This window comes from Williamsia sp. (genome assembly GCF_016462415.1).
Lineage (GTDB): Bacteria > Actinomycetota > Actinomycetes > Mycobacteriales > Mycobacteriaceae > Williamsia_A.
In genome coordinates this window covers 1-16835 of record NZ_JAEMTF010000050.1, presented here as the reverse complement: position 1 = coordinate 16835, position 16835 = coordinate 1, and the positions used below count along the sequence as shown (strand labels likewise).

Annotated in this window: 21 protein-coding genes and 1 pseudogene; 12 read left to right on the top strand and 10 right to left on the bottom strand. The window is 64.7% G+C overall.

The features are described 5' to 3' along the window. Positions 1-4: 4 nt before the first annotated feature. Positions 5-418, top strand: a complete 414-nt coding sequence (locus JHC79_RS13530) for a hypothetical protein (protein ID WP_296391607.1) — start codon at positions 5-7, stop codon at positions 416-418. A gap of 102 nt (positions 419-520) precedes the next feature. Next, positions 521-649: a hypothetical protein gene (locus JHC79_RS13525; protein WP_296391605.1), complete on the top strand. Its 129-nt coding sequence runs from the start codon at positions 521-523 to the stop codon at positions 647-649. Between the two features lie 76 nt (positions 650-725). Here the strand turns inward: JHC79_RS13525 and JHC79_RS13520 are convergent, their stop codons facing one another. After that, positions 726-1313, bottom strand: a complete 588-nt coding sequence (locus JHC79_RS13520) for a DUF1349 domain-containing protein (RefSeq protein ID WP_296391604.1) — start codon at positions 1311-1313, stop codon at positions 726-728. A 101-nt stretch (positions 1314-1414) separates the two neighbouring features. Beyond that, positions 1415-1783 (bottom strand): hypothetical protein, encoded by a 369-nt coding sequence (locus tag JHC79_RS13515; RefSeq protein WP_296391601.1) that lies wholly within the window; start codon positions 1781-1783, stop codon positions 1415-1417. A 476-nt stretch (positions 1784-2259) separates the two neighbouring features. On the opposite strand from JHC79_RS13515, the gene JHC79_RS13510 reads away from it, so the two are divergent. Continuing rightward, positions 2260-2688, top strand: a complete 429-nt coding sequence (locus tag JHC79_RS13510; RefSeq protein ID WP_296391599.1) for a cupin — start codon at positions 2260-2262, stop codon at positions 2686-2688. Positions 2689-2713: 25 nt separating this feature from the next. Here the strand turns inward: JHC79_RS13510 and JHC79_RS13505 are convergent, their stop codons facing one another. Beyond that, a complete protein-coding gene (locus JHC79_RS13505; RefSeq protein WP_296391597.1) occupies positions 2714-3325 on the bottom strand; it encodes a VC0807 family protein in 612 nt (203 codons plus the stop codon). After that, positions 3325-3819, bottom strand: coding sequence for a MarR family winged helix-turn-helix transcriptional regulator (locus tag JHC79_RS13500; RefSeq protein WP_296391595.1), 495 nt, complete (start codon positions 3817-3819; stop codon positions 3325-3327). Before JHC79_RS13500 ends, JHC79_RS13505 begins: the two co-directional genes overlap by 1 nt. Before the next feature lie 36 nt (positions 3820-3855). On the opposite strand from JHC79_RS13500, the gene JHC79_RS13495 reads away from it, so the two are divergent. Then, positions 3856-5046: an FAD-dependent monooxygenase gene (locus tag JHC79_RS13495; RefSeq protein ID WP_296391593.1), complete on the top strand. Its 1191-nt coding sequence runs from the start codon at positions 3856-3858 to the stop codon at positions 5044-5046. A gap of 134 nt (positions 5047-5180) precedes the next feature. Here JHC79_RS13495 and JHC79_RS13490 read toward each other — a convergent pair whose 3' ends face one another. Then, positions 5181-5600 carry a helix-turn-helix domain-containing protein gene (locus tag JHC79_RS13490; RefSeq protein ID WP_296391591.1) on the bottom strand — a complete coding sequence of 140 codons (420 nt, stop codon included), beginning with the start codon at positions 5598-5600 and terminating at the stop codon, positions 5181-5183. A 99-nt stretch (positions 5601-5699) separates the two neighbouring features. Between JHC79_RS13490 and JHC79_RS13485 the strand changes: the two genes are divergently transcribed. Beyond that, positions 5700-6359: an SDR family NAD(P)-dependent oxidoreductase gene (locus JHC79_RS13485; protein WP_296391589.1), complete on the top strand. Its 660-nt coding sequence runs from the start codon at positions 5700-5702 to the stop codon at positions 6357-6359. A 22-nt stretch (positions 6360-6381) separates the two neighbouring features. On the opposite strand, the gene JHC79_RS13480 is transcribed toward JHC79_RS13485, so the two are convergent. Beyond that, positions 6382-7386 (bottom strand): amidohydrolase family protein, encoded by a 1005-nt coding sequence (locus JHC79_RS13480; RefSeq protein WP_296391587.1) that lies wholly within the window; start codon positions 7384-7386, stop codon positions 6382-6384. Between the two features lie 62 nt (positions 7387-7448). Here JHC79_RS13480 and JHC79_RS13475 point away from each other — a divergent pair, with 62 nt between their 5' ends. Beyond that, entirely contained in the window at positions 7449-7883 is a 435-nt protein-coding gene (locus JHC79_RS13475) for a MarR family transcriptional regulator (RefSeq protein ID WP_296391585.1), read from the top strand. 38 nt (positions 7884-7921) lie between these two features. Here JHC79_RS13475 and JHC79_RS13470 read toward each other — a convergent pair whose 3' ends face one another. Further along, positions 7922-8905 carry a hypothetical protein gene (locus JHC79_RS13470; protein WP_296391583.1) on the bottom strand — a complete coding sequence of 328 codons (984 nt, stop codon included), beginning with the start codon at positions 8903-8905 and terminating at the stop codon, positions 7922-7924. A gap of 64 nt (positions 8906-8969) precedes the next feature. On the opposite strand from JHC79_RS13470, the gene JHC79_RS13465 reads away from it, so the two are divergent. From JHC79_RS13465 to JHC79_RS13455, 3 genes and pseudogenes are all read left to right on the top strand, one after another. Next, entirely contained in the window at positions 8970-9536 is a 567-nt protein-coding gene (locus tag JHC79_RS13465) for a TetR/AcrR family transcriptional regulator (protein WP_296391581.1), read from the top strand. A 129-nt stretch (positions 9537-9665) separates the two neighbouring features. Then, positions 9666-9914, top strand: a pseudogene (locus JHC79_RS13460) (TRIC cation channel family protein); the annotation flags it as partial. 47 nt (positions 9915-9961) lie between these two features. Next, positions 9962-10531 (top strand): SDR family NAD(P)-dependent oxidoreductase, encoded by a 570-nt coding sequence (locus JHC79_RS13455; RefSeq protein WP_296391579.1) that lies wholly within the window; start codon positions 9962-9964, stop codon positions 10529-10531. Between the two features lie 57 nt (positions 10532-10588). Here the strand turns inward: JHC79_RS13455 and JHC79_RS13450 are convergent, their stop codons facing one another. Then, complete coding sequence (locus JHC79_RS13450; RefSeq protein ID WP_296391577.1) at positions 10589-11737, bottom strand: alpha/beta fold hydrolase; 1149 nt, start codon at positions 11735-11737, stop codon at positions 10589-10591. Between the two features lie 94 nt (positions 11738-11831). Between JHC79_RS13450 and JHC79_RS13445 the strand changes: the two genes are divergently transcribed. Together JHC79_RS13445 and JHC79_RS13440 are read left to right on the top strand one after the other, a co-directional pair. Next, the gene (locus tag JHC79_RS13445) at positions 11832-12434 is read left to right on the top strand and encodes a TetR/AcrR family transcriptional regulator (protein ID WP_296391575.1); all 603 of its coding nucleotides are present in this window, start codon (positions 11832-11834) and stop codon (positions 12432-12434) included. Positions 12435-12552: 118 nt separating this feature from the next. Beyond that, positions 12553-13389, top strand: coding sequence for a helix-turn-helix transcriptional regulator (locus JHC79_RS13440; protein WP_296391573.1), 837 nt, complete (start codon positions 12553-12555; stop codon positions 13387-13389). A gap of 80 nt (positions 13390-13469) precedes the next feature. Here the strand turns inward: JHC79_RS13440 and JHC79_RS13435 are convergent, their stop codons facing one another. Next, complete coding sequence (locus JHC79_RS13435; protein WP_296391571.1) at positions 13470-14327, bottom strand: NAD(P)-dependent oxidoreductase; 858 nt, start codon at positions 14325-14327, stop codon at positions 13470-13472. Positions 14328-14371: 44 nt separating this feature from the next. Next, entirely contained in the window at positions 14372-15151 is a 780-nt protein-coding gene (locus tag JHC79_RS13430) for an SDR family NAD(P)-dependent oxidoreductase (protein WP_296391569.1), read from the bottom strand. A gap of 966 nt (positions 15152-16117) precedes the next feature. Between JHC79_RS13430 and JHC79_RS13425 the strand changes: the two genes are divergently transcribed. Beyond that, a complete protein-coding gene (locus JHC79_RS13425) occupies positions 16118-16813 on the top strand; it encodes a ParA family protein (protein WP_296391567.1) in 696 nt (231 codons plus the stop codon). Positions 16814-16835: the final 22 nt, after the last annotated feature.

Here is a 16835-nt window from a genome sequence, read left to right as displayed (position 1 = left end):
CGTCATGGCCGTCTCGATCAGCTTTCAGGCACCACATCTGCATCGCAGGCCACCGATGAGTGCGGCGCGCATGCGCCGGGCGCGATTGCGACGCGCAGCCATGTGGGCGCAGGTCGGATGGGCGGCATTCATGTCGGGTTCCGCTGCACTGGCGCTGGGATTGGCGGGTCTCGCGACGGGCCTCACGGCCGCGGGCATAGTCGGCCTGGTGGTGTGGGTCGTGGCCTACGGGTTGGCCATCTACTCGACCCGCGCACGAGCAATGGCCCGCGGAGATCGCACGCTGCAGGAGCACATCGCCCGCGTCAAGCGCTCGCGGTATCGCCGTTCATATCCCTCGGCCACAGATTCGGGGTCCTCCAATCACGTCGAGCCCTACCGCCCGCCGGTGTCGCTCCTCGCGCCCGGCGCCGACTGAGACAGGGGCCGTCGAGTCGGTAACGGTCACCCCGACTGCGCGCACAGTGTTCGTGGTTTGATGATCGGTGGACAGGATCAGACGTCGTCGACAGGGGAGAACATGTCGGTAGTGGAATCGTTGTCGCGCCGGCCGGGCGCCCGGTTGGTGGCCGCGTTCGTCGGCACGTACGTCGTGTTGGCGATCGGCGGATGGGCGCGAGCCGTCGCAGCTGAGAAGGCCGCTCAGTAGCCCGCTGGGCTGAGAGACAACGGCTGGGGTAGGGGCGGACGCGTCGTGCGATGCCTTGTCTCGCGCCCGCTTTGGCTCACTCTGGATGAAGACTGGCGTCCGCCGGGGCCCTTCGCCACGACGTGAAATGGACGGTCAGGTCGGCGCTCAGTGGCGCGCAGCAGAATGGTCCCGCCGTCACTTCGGCGTCCGGATCCAAAGGAGCAACCCGAACGAGTTGCCAGGGCTCGTCTTCGACGCGGGCACGTACTGTGAGCGCGTTGCCGGACCGGCTGCCGCGGACGGTCACCAGATGCCCATCCCACTCACCTACCGGGCGCAATGACCAGTCAGAGGCGCCCCGAGTCACGACAGCGCCCAGACTGCTCTCACCATCGCTGACCTCAACGCCGGCTTTGATCCAAAATCTGTCGTCGATCCTGACGAAGATGCCCGCCTGGTCGAACTGGTTGACGAAGTCGAGGCGAAACTCCACCTCAACCGCCGTCTCGGGTGCCAAGGGGGCCAACAAAGCATGCTCTGAGGCGTGGATGAAGTCGTAGGAAGTGAGGCGCCACGCGTCGCTGCCCTCACGGGCGGTGACACGCATCCCTTCATCGTCGACCGCGACGTGGACGGGTTCGTTTGTCCAGGTCCCTTCACTCCAGGGAACTATGGCGGACATGGTGTCCTTTCGAGGAGTTGGGATTCGGAGCGGCCTCCTGCTGGTCGACTGCTGCCCTAGCGGGGTAACGCTGCTGGTGGTCTTGTGGTACGAACGGTTTGCTATCGGCGGGACTTGGACAGCCCGGCGACGCTGGTGATCACACCGCCGGCATTGATAACGGCCCATGCCCAGTTGCCTGGTTTGTTTGTCCGCACGGCTGCCGCGGCATGGTTGGCGCTGAACAGTGCCGATAGCACTGCGAGACCGCGCAGCTGAGCGCGTACGGGATCGTCGTGGCCGGCCACGACTACCCCGCCGGCGACGAGGGTGCCCAGGTTCCAGATCGCGATCTCGCGCTGCCACCCCGCGTTGAAGTCCCACGCTGTGCTCGCTGCGAACCGCTGCGGGAAGACTCCTTGAACAACGAGTGCGACCGCGGTGCCGGCAAGCCACGAGGCGGCAGCAGAACGGGCGGTTGGTCGATACATTATTCCTCCTGGAGCGCGGGCCGCAGCTGACTGTACTCAAGCGACCTGACTTCTCTGCGGATCTGTCACGAGCCGGACTGTTCGGCGGCACAGTCTGGTTCGGTCCCACCGGTGCCGTCGCACGCTTCTGGGACCTACTCAACCGGGGCGCGGCGACCCTATTCACAACAACACGGCATCGGCCGGCCATCCGGCCGATGTCAACTGAGTCGCCCGACGACCATGCGAAGCACGAAGGCAGAACCAGCGATGTCGCTGCGGTTGTGCGTGAGGTGTACACCGGCAGTCAGATCGATTGCTTGGTCAGTCTCTTGAACAGCGATAGTGGAACACTCAGTATTGCCCAGTAGGTTCCGCGGTCCATCTGGTTCTCTCTGAGGTGCTGTGGGAACCGTTGCAGGCCAATGCGATGCTGTGGGTGGGTTTTCGCAGCGGGCGAACTGCCAGGTTGTCGGACAGTTGTTACGGTCGATTGCATGTCGTATGTCGTTGTCGACGCCACGTCAATCCCCGCAGGACACGGACCGCACCCTGCAGCAAGCCCGTTTGACCGACGAATCAGTGACGCCCTCCACGTCTCGGCGTTCGAGGTCTATCAAGTGGAGCTACCGCCAGGGGCCGAGACTGTGCCGCACGACCACCTCGATGATCGCAACGACGACGTCTATGCCGTCATCGCCGGCGACGGATGGATCGTGATCGACGGCGCTTCCATCGCTGTCGGACCTGGACAGTTCGTGTCTGTCGAACTCCACCATCGACGCCACCTCCATGCCGGGCCTGATGGCCTGACCGTCATCGCCGTATGCGCTGAGCAGCGGGATGTCACCCCGCCCGCACGCGGTGGGCAGCCGAAGGAATCATCAACGCCGGCGGTTCGCGAACCGCCGGAAGAGGCTCGATGAGGGTGACCGTGTTCAGTTGTGCTGACTATCCCAGGAATACCAGGGGCTCCGCCGCCCGCGCGGCGCGATGCCCACGGAATTGCGTGACTGCGATCAGCGTGATGATCGTGACCGGGGAGAGCACATTGGTGACGACGACCGCGACGTCCAACGGAGCCGTGTAGATGACCGCCACCGCAATGGCCACCTCGATCACGAGTCCGGCCACCCACAGCCATGTGAGCAGTCGATGCTCGTCGCGGAATGGTTTGCTTGCTTCCCACCGGAGGTCGAAGCCGTTGCGGTCACCCGAGAGGTCTCGACGGATACGGGCAATGAACGGGCGCTCAAAGTTCAGGGACACCGCCGCGAAGATCGCGATCCCGAAGGTGACGAGGTAGTCCTTCGCCAGTACGAACCGTGCGTCACCGGTGATGACCGCGACGAGAACGCCCAACGCGAAGCGGACCAACACGAGGGCCCCGAGTGTGGAGATGGAGCGGCTGCGCGTCCATCTCGCTAGGAGCACGACAACCGACACCGCCGCCGCGCACAGCAGCGCCCACACGGGCGCCATGCCCGATGCGGTCAGCGCGAAGTACGCCGCCAGAGGAAGTGCGACATCGAGTGTCAGGGTCGCGATCACGTTGCGCCACATCAGGGAACCGTCTCGGACAGGTGGTGACGCAGGGTGTGGAGCGACCGGTTGAGTCGCGCGCTGTCGGTCGGACTCAACCCGAGGTGTGCGGGATTGTTGGCCTGTTCCAGTCCTGGCCGCACCCGGTCGATCAGTTCCCACCCCGAGTCGGTCAACTCCAGACGCCTGCGTCGCCCCCGGCCACCCGGACCGGAGATGTCGAGTAGACCGCGAGCGCCGAGTTCGGTCACCAGCACCTGGAGGGACTGCGGCGTGACCAGTACCCGCCGGGCGAGCTCGGCCTGCGATTCGACAGCACCGGTGGCCAGCTGCGCGAGGACCCCGAACTGTGTAGGGGTCAGATCGTGCTGGCCGAACAACCCATAGAGCCGACCCGCGACACCGTGGAACGCCTGCACCAGCGTCCACAGCGGTAGCGCGTCGAGGGCCTCCTGCGTCCACGGATGCGGCGATTCGCGGCGAGAAGGTCCGTCGTGCGACCTGGTATCTGACATATCGCCAGAGTATCAGTTGACTGATACTGTGGCGAGATGGACATTGTGGTGGTGGGTGCCGGTATCGCAGGTCTGGCGGCAGCACATCTGTTCCGTGTCGACGGGCACGCCGTCACCGTCGTCGAGCGCGACAAGGACGCCGACCGAACCGCCGGTTACCGCTTACATTTGGACCCGACTGCCCTCGCGGTTCTGAAAAAAGCGTTGCCGGACCACACCTTTTCCGCTCTCGAGTACAGCGGGACCAGGGGTGAGGCGTTCACGCATCTGGTGGTGCTCGACGAACAGGGTCGGACGCGGCTTCGCATCCCTCGAGGCGATGAATCGTTGATGATCGGCCGGCGTCCGCTGCGGCGGATCTTGCTGCGCGAACTGGGTGATGCCGTCAGGTGGGGTGTCCATGCCGCACGCGTCTCGCACGATAACGATCGTGTCAGCATCCGCGATCAGGCTGATCGGGTCATCGCCGAGGGAGACCTCGTCGTGGTCGCCGACGGGACCGGCTCATTGATCGCGGCCGACGTCATCGGCCGTCCCACCGCCCGCCCCGCCGGAGTCATTGGCATCGCCGGACGAACCCCGCTCACCGCCGACACCTGCCCGGTGGTCCCCGATGACCTCTGGAGGGGCCCAGGGTTTGTGGTGGGTCCGCGCGCGACCACCGCGTTCCTCGCGACGCACCGACCCGAGGCGAACCCCACTCACGCAGAGGTGAGCCCCGATCTCGAGGATCCCTACCTGCTGTGGTCGCTGGTCCTCGACGGGGAAGATCGACCGCGTTCGGACCTGTTGCGCCGAGCGCTCGCCGCCACAACGTCCTGGTCTGACCCGCTTCGCGAGCTGGTGCGACGTAGTGACCCAGACAGCGTTGACGCCTTTGTGTTCTACCGGCCTGTGGACCTCACCGGGTGGCCGGCCGGACGCGTCGCCGTCGTCGGGGACGCAGCACATCCCATTCCACCTACGGCGGGAATCGGGGCGTCCATTGCGATCGCCGACGTCGGCGATCTCGCCGCCGCCCTCAGATCGTCGGGCGACCCGACGACCGCCGCCGAGGCTATGCAACAGCCAATGCTGCGCCGCGCTGCGCAAGCACAACGATCGAGTTCCCGGGTTCTGGCGGCGCGCTCAGCTCTGCGCCGCGAAGCTCTACGCCGCCCCGTACTCGGCGCGGTGCTACCGACGCTCGACCGCGCGATCCGCCTGCAGACTTCCAAGCGAGACTGACCGATCACCGCTGTGGAGGTGTGACAGGTACATATGAGATCGGTGGCCCGATACGTCACCGGTGCGCGTAGCTTTCTGACGTTATCGGCTGCGAGTGGCGTTGTCGGATTGTTCTTCCTGCAGGTGAAGCGTTCTCAGGCTGTCCCTGATTGTCTCTGGTCGAATGCGACACGGTGGTGATGGATCTCGTCGGTGTGTTCTGACGCCCACATCGCGAGGCCCAGAACGTGTTCGAGGAGCGAGACGCCGAGGTGGGTCAGGGCGTAGTCGACGCGCGGAGGTACCTCGGGGTAGACGGTGCGTGTCACGAGACCGTCGCGCTCGAGGTGGCGCAGGGTGAGGGTGAGCATCCGCTGGGATATGCCGGGGACGCTGCGGTGCAACTGTTTGTATCGCATCGGGGTGTCGCGGAGAACGGCGATCACGAGAATGCCCCATTTGTCTCCGACACGGTCGAGGATGCTGCGGATCAACGGGGCGTCGTCACCCCACCCCTCGCACGGACCGGGCAGGGCGGCGTCGTTTGTGAGCGTTGCGTTCTCGCTGGTGGACATGGGCGCTCCTCACGAACACGAATGTGCCTTCTTGTGGCGACGGTGAAACACACAGACGATGTGGTTGCACACAAACAGTAACCATTCAGGGGTGAGAACGTGTCGTTGATTGTCATAGTCGGTGCCGGGCCAGGGATGGGGCTGGAGATCGCCCGCGTGTTCGGTCGAAACGGTTTCACCGTCGCGCTCGTCGCCCGTGATCGGGCGAAGCTGGATTCCCTCACCGACGTGCTCAACGGCGAGGGGATCGCCGCGACTGCCTTCCCCGCTGATCTGCTCGATGCGGAGTCGATCACCGCGGCGTTCGCCCAGATCCGTGAAACCTTGGGAACCGTCGATGTTCTCGAGTTTTCCGCGGCCGACACCAGTTTGCCCGTCGCCGGCGTCCTGGAGGTCACGCCGGCTAATCTTCAGCCACAGCTCGACTTCTACTTCAGTGCGATACATGTGGTGAAGCAGGTCGTCGACGACATGATCGCCGCCAGAACCGGCACCATCATCATCACCGCCGGAGGTGGATCAGTGGACCCGTCACCGGCTATGGCGAACATCAACATCGCCTCCGCCGGTTTGCGCAACTGGGTTCTCAACCTGCACAACGTGCTCTCGGAACACGGCGTGTACGCAGCGCATCTCGCGATCATCGTGTGGATCGGATCCGGTCAACCCGGCACGTCGGCAGCCGAGATCGCTCCCACCTACTTCGACCTGTACGAGGCACGCTCCGACGCCGATCCCCGCTACCCCGCGCTGACCTGACGGCTCGGCCGGTTGTCGAGGTTCACCGGTGCGCGGGGGCTGCGGCGGTCAGCCGGGGTACGAGACTGTATGCGTTGTCGTGCATGACTTTCGCGAGCATCGCGGGACGGGTCGCAAAGTACTCGTCGACGTTGTCGGTGAACCAGCCGGCGGTGCGCGGGTTGGCGGCAGGGAAGTCGGTGCCGAACAGGATGTGGCTCGGGTCGACGAAGTTCTCGAGCGCCACCAGATTCGTCTCGAATCCTGACAGGGCGGTTTCGTAGTAGAAGGTCTGGAAGTCGGCGAGTATCTCGTCTGCGGTCAGTTCGCAGTCGAGATGGAACGCGCACAGAGCGGCGACGCGGGCGGCCAGATAGGGTGTGCTGCCGCCCGAATGGGCGAGGATGATCCGCACGTTCGGGTACTGCCGCTTGCGCCCGCTGGTCACCAGATCGGCTGCGCCTTTGTAGGTCTCGTTCGGGGTCTCACTGATCGGGGTGGGTAAGAACTTGCTCGGGGCCCGATTGCTGCCGGGCGTCTGCTCGCCGTGCAGGAACACCAGCGCGTTGCGGCGATCGAGCTCAGCCCACAGTGGCTCGAAGATCGGGTCGCCCAGGGATCGGGCCTCATCACCGGTGCCGTAGACGTTGGTCAGGGTGACGCCGTCGGCTCCCAGCACGTCGAATGCATAGGTCAGTTCCTCGAGTGCGGCGTCGGTGTCCGTCGGGGTCGGTAGATGCGCGAACAGCCCGAAGCGTCCGGGGTGGTCGTCCGCGGCCTGACGGGACAAGGTGTTCACCTCGCGAGCGAAATGATGACGCTTGTTCTCCGGCAGTCGTGCCTCCACATCGTTGGGCACGGACAGGATCGCGGTGTCGATCTGCAGGCGATCCATGAAGTCCACACTGACCTGCGGTGTCCACGCGTCCCCGTCGCGGAATTTCCAGCCGGCGGTGTCGCCGAACAAACCCGAGGTGAGCATGGTGGTCGGCATGAAGTGGTGGTGAAAATCGATTCGGCCGGGTGTGGTGGCACTGTCATCATTCATACCCACACCCAACTCGCAATAGTTGACGTATGTCAATAATCATCCGATGTTAGATTTCTCCCATGGCTGACACCGACACCCCCGAGCTGCAGCTGCTCGATGCGCTCTACCGACTGAACAAGTTGGTCGTGGCCGACGCCCGGGTGCACGTCGCTGCCGCCGCGCACCTGGACCTCGTGGATTTCCTGGTGCTGCGCACGGTCAAGATGGGCGTCGACAGTCCGGGTGATCTCGTGAGCGACCTCGGTCTCAACCCGTCCGTTCTCAGCAGGGCACTGTCCAAGCTTGCCGACTCGGGCCTGGTGACTCGGGAGATCGATCTCGCGGACTCGCGCCGGTCGCGGATCCGACTGACCGATCACGGTGTGCAGACGACCGATGACATCGGGGCGCGAATCACACCTGTTCTGGGTCGGCGACTCCGCCTTCTGAGCCCGGACAGGATTCGGCTCGTGCTGGAGAGCCTGGACGTTCTGTGCGGGGACACGGTCGACTGAAACCCGCGAAGCCCTCACCGGAAACGTCGCGGCAGCCGTCAGGCGACGCTGGGCGCCTCCTCGCGCTCGTCGACGGGGACGTCCACCGGTGTCGAGCTCCGGAAATGGGCGGCGACCGAAAGAGTTACGCCGCCGAGGATCCAGGCGATCAGGACGAGCCACTCGTGCAGGGTCGATGCATCGGGGAAGTAGTTGACCTCACGGAAGAGGCTCTGCGAGGCGCCGGGGACGAAGTACTGGCCGATCTCGCCCCAGGGGCCGGTGATGAACTGGTGCGGCGTGGCCCCACCTGAGATCGGGTTCGCGAGCAGCATCGTGATGGCAGCGCCCACGCCGGTACCCGCTGCACCGAGCAGGGCGTTGAGGCCCACGACAGTCGAGGCGGTGCCGAGCATCGCGACCCCGAGGACCACGGCGTCCGCCCAGAAAGAGCCCGCGACGATGCCGAGCACGGGTCCGGTCACCACGGCGGCAAGGAGGCCGGCGGCGACGCCGTAGACGCCGAGGGCCAGGAGTCTGCGCCTCAGGCCGGTGACGAGTGACGAGACCAGGACGCCGCCGACGATGCCGCCCAGGACCAGCGGGAACCCCATTGCGCCGAGCCCGGTTCCGGTCGGATCGCCTGAGGAGAGTGGGACCACGTCGGTGACGGTCGGGGGCTTTCCCTGCGTGGCGGTCAGCTGGGCGCCGACCTTCTCGATGACCGCGGTGCCTGACGCCAAGCCGGCCCCGGCGATCAACACCTCCGGCGCGGCCTGGTCGAGTATGTAGGCGCCGTACACCTTTCGCTCCTTGATTGCCTGGATTGCGTCGGCGCGGGTGTTGTAGGACGTGGCGTCAACCGGTAGCTCGACCCCCTGTGGAAGCGCCGCGCCGACGACGCCTACCGGGAGGTCGCGCGGCTCAGAGGTGGCAATGGGCCAGAGGAAGGCCAGGACCACGAGCGCGACGACGAGGCCGGCGACGACTCCGAAACCGACGGCGACAGTGGGACGGGTGCGATCGATGGTGGTGTTACTCATGGCAGTGCTCCCTAAACAGAATGACGGTTCTGTTTGGAGAGTAGCCTAGGTTAGGCTTCGTCGTATGCCTCGAGTCAGTGACGCGTATCGCCAAGCGCGTCGGGATGAGATCGTCGCTGCGGCCCTGCGCGTGTTGCGTCGGCGAGCGCTGAACAACCTGACGATGGCCGACATCATCGAGGAGGCCGGACTGTCCGCCGGTTCGGTCTACTCCCACTTCGCGCGTAAGGACGAGCTGATCGAGCTGGTCGCGGCCGAGGTGATCGGGAAGCGGCTCAGCCTGCTCGCCATGCCGGACGACGAGCCGGCACGTTCCCCGCGCGACGTCGTCCGGCGGTGGCTGGTCGGCCTGGAGCAGGCCGGCATCCCGTTCGCGACCGTGGTGCAATTCTGGGGCGAGGCGGCCTTTGACGCCACGATGCGGGAGATCGTGCAGCGTCGGATGAGCGACATCGAGCGCGCGTTCGCCGCTGCCGCCGAACGCTGGCTCATCGCCGAGGGACGTGAGCCTGCAACTGCGCCGGCCACGGCGCTGGCAATGCTCACCTTCTGTCAGGGCTACATCGTCCGCAGCGCGGTGCTGGGCGCGCAGGACGTGGACGCCTCGCTCGCGGCCATCGACCTGTCGTGAGCGGCACGGTACCCTCCGGCGTCCCCTCGTGACGACGCCCTGACCACCACCCACTTGTGGAAGGGGCGTTGAGCAAGACCCTGTCGTGGCATTTGATGCCGCGCGCACCCGGGCGGGTAGACAGTGAGCGTGCACACCACTTCTGCGACGTTTCTCGTCCTGGATCTCGCCGGCACCTTCGCATTCGCGCTCAACGGCGCCTGGACGGCGATGCGCGTCGCTCGACTGGACATCGTCGGCGTGGTGACCCTGGGCGTGCTCACCGCGCTCGGCGGCGGCTTCCTCCGAGACATCCTTCTCGGCGCTCTCCCGCCGGCAACCTTCACTGATTGGCGCTACCTCACGGTGGCCGCGACTGGTGCCGTCGTCGCCTTCGTGCCGCGGCGCGGTCGACGAAGGATTGGGGCGACGACCGAGTCACGCCTATGTCTCTCGACATCACCTCTGCTGATGACCTCGGCAGCGCTGTGTCGGTCGCTGCAGATGTCGATCTGCTCATCAACAACGCGGGCATAGCGCCCGAAGGTGACTCCATTACCGGTTCTGAAGATAACCTGCGCCGCATCTTCGAGACCAATTTCTTTGGGAACCTTCGAGTCGCGAACGCGTTTGCGCCGATCCTCGCGGCCAACGGGGGAGGCGCGATGCTCAATGTCCTCTCGGCCGCGAGTTGGATCAGCATCCCCACCGCCTACGCGGCGTCCAAGGCGGCGATGTGGTCGGCCACCAACGGATTGCGCTCGGCGCTTCGCGGACAGGGAACTCACGTGATCGGGCTCCAGGTGGGGATGATCGATACGCCGATGGCAGCTCGCTGGGATGTGCCGAAGGTGACCCCGGAAAGCGTTGTGACACAAGCCTATGACGCGGTACGCGACGGATCGATCGAGGTGATCGCCGATGACTGGACGGGCATGGTGAAGGCGCGGATGAGCGACAGCGCCGAAGAGTTCTATCCATGGATTGACGAGGTGATCGGGTCGATTGTGGTGTGACTGATCGACGGGCCGTGACCGCGCGAATCTCCTGCGCGAGTCCCGGCAGACGGCTCCTCAGGGTGTGAGGAGTTCGTCGAGCCAGTCGAATGCCTGTTGATGCCAGAGCGCAACGGCGCCCTCGTGGCAGTGCTCCCCGCCGCCGTTCTTCTCGGCGAAGGGGATGTACCGCTTTTCGCAGGTCAACTCGGAAAACACCTGGTGGGCCTGGCCCTTGAAGAATTGGTCGTTTTCTGCGTCGAGAACGAGCGTGGGGCAGTTGATCTGGTGGACCACCCCGGCGAGGGTGTACGCCTGGCACAGGTCACGGAACTCGGCGAGGTCGGCGGCCCCGAAGGTCCACTTCCCGTTGCGGATGACCCAGCGGCTCCCGGTGTGCTTCATGAGTTCGGCTTCGGATGCCGAGGTCATCGCTTCGATCGTCGTGGCGAGGCTGTAGACACCGTCGTGCAGGATGCAGGCGGCCAACCTTGGCTCGAACGCCGCGGCCCGGGCGGCGAGGTATCCGCCAAGGCTTGTTCCGGCTAAGGCCAGTTTGGTCGTGTCCACTTGTGGGAGGGTCATCGCGAAGTCGACGACGGGAGTGACCACCGCTTCCCAGTCGGGGCGAAAATGCAGGCCCTGATCGCGAAGCGCACTGCCCTGCCCTGGCCCGTCGAAGGTCAAAACGTGGTAGCCGCGCGAGATTGCGCCGGCCACCAGAGCGAAGTAGTCCTCCTCGAGAGTGGAGTCGAAACCGCCGTGGTAGATCACGAGTGGCCGGGGTGTGTGGGTGCCCGGCGAGAGATACAGATAGCCCGGCAACGTTGTTTCGCCGTAAGGGATTCGAACGGACTGCGTCTCGTAATCCAACAGGGTGACGGCCTCTGCAAACGTTTCCTGCGAACGACGCGACAGGCGCGTCGACTCAGCGTCACCGGCAGGGTCCTCCCGCCGATAGAAGTCGGCGGTCCGGTAGTAGTTGGACGCGCGAAACAACGCTTCCCGGGCGCTGACGCGGTGGCCCGCGGCAAGAGAGTCCCGCGCGATCTGCTCGACGCGGGCCGCGGTGGCCGACCACTCGCGCGACCATGCCCGCTCGTCGGTTTCCGGGATCTCCCGGCACGTCACCAGGACCTCACCGAGCTCTGCACCGGCGTAGGTCGCATACCCCGCAGCCCGTAACGCCTCAAACGAGAACGACTCGTCATCGAAAAGGAACTTCACAGCTATACCTCCATTATCGGAACGAAACGGTGTCGTTCCATAGGTTAGCGGTTTCGCAATGGAACGCAACCGTCTCGTTTGATTAGACTGAGGTATGACCGATCAACGTGGCGGTGCTGCTCTTCGGCCGGGTGTGACAGAGGCGATCACTCAGGCGCTTTTCGAGGAACTCGCGGGACGCGGATACGCCGGGACGTCGATGGAGGCGGTATCGCGGCGGGCCGGGGTGGGAAAAGCCGCGCTGTACAGACGCTGGGCCTCGAAAGAAGACATGGTTCTCGACATCATCGGCACCACCGTGCGATCAGCGCTGGTCGTGCAGCCGAGTACCGGCCGACTCGTCTCCGACCTGCGGGTGGTCCTCGAGGGGATACGAACCCAACTCGCGCATCCCCTGGTCGTCCGCATTGCACCGGGTCTACTCGCGGAGTCGGTAATCAACGCTGCCTTCAGAAACGCAGTGTGGACAACAGTCGCCGAGCCGCGCCGGGCCGTGGTGGCCGAAATTCTCCGGGCTGCTGTCGACCGGGGCGAACTGCCCCAGGACTTCAACTTCGATGTGGGCATCGACCTGTTGTTTGCGCCACTGGCCTTCAGGATGCTCGCCTTCAACCAACCAGTCGAGGCCGACTACGTCGACTCGCTTCTCATCGCCACGATCGCAGCACTGGGTGCTGCCCGAGAGCCCGGCCGTTGATGGGTCGAGCCCACGGCGAGTTGAACCGCGATCGCATTTACAGGGGGAGTTCTGACCGTTGCGGCAGCTGGGCTGGCGGTCCCGGACCAACAGCTGCGGACGGTCCTAGACTGCCGTGATGGCGGCCAACGGCACGATGCTCGGTGAATACCTCCGCGCGCAGCGGGACCGTGTTCGTCCCGATCAGGTCGGCCTTCCTGGCGGCAGCAATCGCCGGGTGCGTGGTTTGCGGAGATCGGAAGTCGCTCTGCTGGCCGGGATCAGTGTCGACTACTACCTGCGCCTCGAGCAGGGGCGCGATCGAAACCCGTCGCCGGAGGTTCTCGAGGCATTGGCTCGCGTTCTCGGGTTGGACTCGATCAGTACCTCGTATCTGTTGTCCCTCGCCGAGCGCCGCCCGACGCAGTCCGACGATCGGCCACAGGGCTGGGAACCGGTGCCAGATGGGGTAGGCAAGCTTCTGCATTCTCTGAACCTGCCCGCGTTCGTCGAGAACCGCTATTTCGATGTCCTGGCGGCGAACTCGCTTGCCGCTTCGATTTCTCCGCGACTCGTCGTCGGTGACAATCGTCTGCGCGCGGTGTTCCTGGACCGCGACGAACGAAACCTGTACTCGGACTGGGAGGACACCACCGCCCGACTGGTTGCCGGCTTTCGTCGTTCGGTCGGCGCTGACACGAACACCCCACGCTGTACCGAGCTGGTCGATGAGCTCTCACTGGCAAGCGAACGGTTCCGGACCGTGTGGGCGCACAACGACGTCCAAGCGTTGCAGAACTGGCCGTTGGTGATCAGCCATCCGGTGGTCGGCGAACTGACCTTGAACAGAGAGAAACTGGGGATCGGAGACACTGCCCAATCATTGGCTCTGGCGATCTATCACCCCGATCCGGGAACCGACAGCGCCGACAAATTGAGGTTGCTCGCTTCCAGAGCGCCGGTCACTGACAGTTGAGCGCACTCGACGCTGAATCAAAAGTATTGCCCGTCCAGCGGAGTCGGTCCGGTTGAGACCCGGAAGTGGGGGCGGGTGGCTCAGTGGTTGAGCCAACCAATGACGTCCCCCAGCCGGCGGGCGCCCGAGAGACCACGAGCCGTGGCTTCCGTCGCTTCCACGCCGGCATCAGTCATTGCCTGTTGGAACAGGTCCATCTCGAGGGCTTCGACGGTGGAGAGGTGACCGACGGTGTCGGGATTGACCATTGTATTCATCAGGCTCAGCGCGCGACTGTCGGCAGACCCTGCTCGAAGTGCGTCGACCAGCGGGCCCGGCGCGAAACCTGCCTGACCGGCGAGCTCCATGATGTCGGCGATCGCCGCTTGGTTCATCATCAGCAACGCGTTGTTGAAAAGCTTCGCGAGCTGGCCGGCTCCTGCGCCCCCGACGTGCGCCACCACCGTCGCGAAGCACTCGAAAACAGGCGCTGCGGTGGCCACGGCAGCATCTGGACCACCGGCAAGGACGACCAGTGCACGCGCTTCGGCCGCCGGTCGTCCACCACTGACCGGCGCGTCGACCATGACGACCCCGTAACTCGCGCACAGGTCGAACATCTGGCGGGCGTTCTTCGGGGTTCCGGTGCCGTGATTGATCACCAGGCTGCCTGGACGAAGCGCGCCGAGCAGACCACCGTCGACGAGCTGCAAAACGTCCTGGTCGGTGCCGACGCACAGTGCGACAATGTCAGAAGCCGCTCCAAGAGATGCGATCGAGGCGTGAACAGTGTGCGGCGTCCGCTCGAGTGCAATCGCCGACGGACGACGAGCCCAGACATGAAGGGTGTAACCCTGCTCGGCAATCGCCCTGGCCATCGGCAGACCTTGATCGCCGAGACCGATGAACCCGACTTCTTTGATGGGCTGTTCCGGAGTTTGAGTTCCTGCTGTCGTCACGGTGTCTCCTTCGTGGATGTCGTCACGCCCGGTCTGTGTGTGGTTCAGCCGCGGTAGCGCGATGCCAGTACCGGTGCTTGCCCACCGAACGCGGCGAGATCCGCGTTGAACACGTCGGCGAGCAGCTCTGCGTGCTCGACCCCTGGCGCGGTGACCAGTTCACCCAGCTCGATGCCACGAAGGCTCGCGGTCACCACGTCAGCCGCGCTCATCCGGGGCGTGGCTGACAGGTCGAGTCCTTGGCGTTCGTGAAACTCTGTCGCGACGACGCCGGGGCACAGGACCTGAACGCTCACACCGCTTCTCGAGAGTTCGGCGTGCAACGTCTGCGAAAGGGTGAGGGCGTACGCCAGCCCGGACGCATAGACCGCACGACGAAGTGGAACCTGCTCGAGTGTGGCTGGGCCGCTGAAGGCGATCATGCCCGCGACGTTGACGATCTGCCCCGAGCCACGAGCGACCATGCCCGGCGCGACTGCGCGGGTTAAAAGTGTCGGGGCAAGTACTTTCACGCCCACCAACTCCGCGGCCTGCTCGTCGGGGAGGTCCGTGAACGCCTTGTAGTGGGCCACGCCTGCGTTGTTGATCAGCACCGTCACGGGCTGGGTGCCCACTGCTGCGATCACGCGACCGATGCCGTCACTGGTGGACAAATCGGCAACAACCGTGTGCACCTCGACGGCGGGAAATTCGGACGCCAGATCTCGAAGTCTTTCCTCGCGACGCCCGACCACGATCAAATCTGTCCCACGCGCGGCCAAACGTCGGGCGTACTCCCGACCAATTCCCGAAGACGCACCCGTAACAACAGCCAACCCGCTCATAACCTCTTCCCTTCATTGGTGAACCACCACTGCAACCGACCTACGATCAGCCGACTCTCCGCGACCGCAGTGCGCCGTCACCAACAGTGGCTCCTGACGACGGTGTGTGGGTATGCCCCAGCAACAGTGGTCCTCGCGGGACCACGAACAGGTGTCCTCAGCTGGGTCTGTACCGGGCGACCACATTCACATGAAGGAACCACCGGCTAGCCCGCCCTGAGTTATCCACCGCGGGTGGGTCGAGCTTCAAATGCCCCCGTAGTACCCGATTAATCCGGCGGCAAGCAGCGTGGAGAGTTTTCATCCCAGGCCAACGCCGATCTGTCAGCGGCCGCTTGTCAGCGCGACTCCGACCCGGCGCGACCTCTTAGGTGGACGCGAAGAATGCACAGCAGTCACGGGCGCGGACGCACACGCTGTCAACGGTGTTCAACACCTGGCCATGACAGCCAACCGCCCACTGAGCCCTGATCTGGCGCCAGAATGCGGCCGGAGTTTTTCTCCTGCGGACTGGGGGGACTGGCGACAGTTTGAGATGACTCCGGAAACGAGGAAGCCCCGACCGGGTTTCCCCTGGTCAGGGCCTCTTCTGTGTCTCAACCAACACGTCGGGGTGGCGGGATTCGAACCCACGACCTCTTCGTCCCGAACGAGCGCACCTGGGAGTTTGGTGTTGTTGACGCAGTTGCGGATTCACTGTTTCTGCTGGTGAGCGGCGTTGTGGGTGTTTGCCGGTGATGGCCCCTTTCGGTGCTGCTGCGGACTGTCTGCGGACTGGGCGTATTTCCCCAGCTCTTGATTTCTCGCAATTAGAACCTGCTCTCAAGCAACCGTATTCGATCGACGTCTCCTCGTGCACAGCGTCTGCCCGGGGCCCGCCGAGCGGCCTGGTTTACCGCGGTAAACACCGGCGCCGCACTGCGCGGGATGACAGGCATTTACGGACGGATCGGAGAGGTGGAGAAAATGGGTGTGCATGTGGTGATGAATCAAAAGGGTGGGGTCGGTAAATCGACGCTGGCGATGAACCTCGCCGCGGTAAAGGCAGACGTCCTCACCGATCCGGCAGGGGAGGGGGAGGTGTCGCCGGTGCTGGCGGTGTCGATCGATCCGCAAGGGTCGGCGGTGTGGTGGGCCGACCGGGTTGCCGATCTCCCATTCCGCATCGCCCAAGCCCACGACGACGTCGGGATGCTCGGTCGACTGCGGCATCTGCCGGGTATCGATCACGTCATTGTCGACACTCCCGGGTGGATCGGCGACACCCCGGGAGCGACGGACAACGGTGGCACCGGCTACGCGTTGGACGCGGTGTTGGGGTCGGCGGATCTGGTGATCGTTCCGATTGTTCCCGAGCCGTTGGCGTTCGACCCGACCGCACGCACGATCACCAAAGTGATCGAACCGTTGGGCATCCCGTACGTGGTGGTGGTCAATGACTGGGATCCACGAGACGGTCGGTCGGATCTCGAGCAGACGCAGGCGTTTGTCCGGTCGCGCGGGTGGCCGTTGGCTCGCACCGTGGTCCGGCACTACAAGGTCCACTCCCGCGCCGCAGCCGAAGGTCGGGTCGTCACCGAATACGGCTCCAGCCGAGTGGCGCTGCAAGCTCGCGAAGACGTGCAGCGGCTGTGCCTCGAACTCGAAGTGGGGGCTAAGTAGTGGTCGGCGGGCGGGGTGGGCG

Bases quoted from the DNA above. Each gene is read 5' to 3' on its own strand.
- JHC79_RS13515 (WP_296391601.1), bottom strand. From the start codon at position 1,783: ATGTATCGACCAACCGCCCGTTCTGCTGCCGCCTCGTGGCTTGCCGGC.
- JHC79_RS13530 (WP_296391607.1), top strand. From the start codon at position 5: ATGGCCGTCTCGATCAGCTTTCAGGCACCACATCTGCATCGCAGGCCA.
- JHC79_RS13505 (WP_296391597.1), bottom strand. From the start codon at position 3,325: ATGTGGCGCAACGTGATCGCGACCCTGACACTCGATGTCGCACTTCCT.
- JHC79_RS13425 (WP_296391567.1), top strand. From the start codon at position 16,118: ATGGGTGTGCATGTGGTGATGAATCAAAAGGGTGGGGTCGGTAAATCG.
- JHC79_RS13500 (WP_296391595.1), bottom strand. From the start codon at position 3,819: ATGTCAGATACCAGGTCGCACGACGGACCTTCTCGCCGCGAATCGCCG.
- JHC79_RS13445 (WP_296391575.1), top strand. From the start codon at position 11,832: ATGACCGATCAACGTGGCGGTGCTGCTCTTCGGCCGGGTGTGACAGAG.
- JHC79_RS13525 (WP_296391605.1), top strand. From the start codon at position 521: ATGTCGGTAGTGGAATCGTTGTCGCGCCGGCCGGGCGCCCGGTTGGTG.
- JHC79_RS13510 (WP_296391599.1), top strand. From the start codon at position 2,260: ATGTCGTATGTCGTTGTCGACGCCACGTCAATCCCCGCAGGACACGGA.
- JHC79_RS13520 (WP_296391604.1), bottom strand. From the start codon at position 1,313: ATGTCCGCCATAGTTCCCTGGAGTGAAGGGACCTGGACAAACGAACCC.
- JHC79_RS13455 (WP_296391579.1), top strand. From the start codon at position 9,962: ATGTCTCTCGACATCACCTCTGCTGATGACCTCGGCAGCGCTGTGTCG.
- JHC79_RS13430 (WP_296391569.1), bottom strand. From the start codon at position 15,151: ATGAGCGGGTTGGCTGTTGTTACGGGTGCGTCTTCGGGAATTGGTCGG.
- JHC79_RS13490 (WP_296391591.1), bottom strand. From the start codon at position 5,600: ATGTCCACCAGCGAGAACGCAACGCTCACAAACGACGCCGCCCTGCCC.
- JHC79_RS13470 (WP_296391583.1), bottom strand. From the start codon at position 8,905: ATGAGTAACACCACCATCGATCGCACCCGTCCCACTGTCGCCGTCGGT.
- JHC79_RS13465 (WP_296391581.1), top strand. From the start codon at position 8,970: ATGCCTCGAGTCAGTGACGCGTATCGCCAAGCGCGTCGGGATGAGATC.
- JHC79_RS13480 (WP_296391587.1), bottom strand. From the start codon at position 7,386: ATGAATGATGACAGTGCCACCACACCCGGCCGAATCGATTTTCACCAC.
- JHC79_RS13440 (WP_296391573.1), top strand. From the start codon at position 12,553: ATGGCGGCCAACGGCACGATGCTCGGTGAATACCTCCGCGCGCAGCGG.
- JHC79_RS13475 (WP_296391585.1), top strand. From the start codon at position 7,449: ATGGCTGACACCGACACCCCCGAGCTGCAGCTGCTCGATGCGCTCTAC.
- JHC79_RS13495 (WP_296391593.1), top strand. From the start codon at position 3,856: ATGGACATTGTGGTGGTGGGTGCCGGTATCGCAGGTCTGGCGGCAGCA.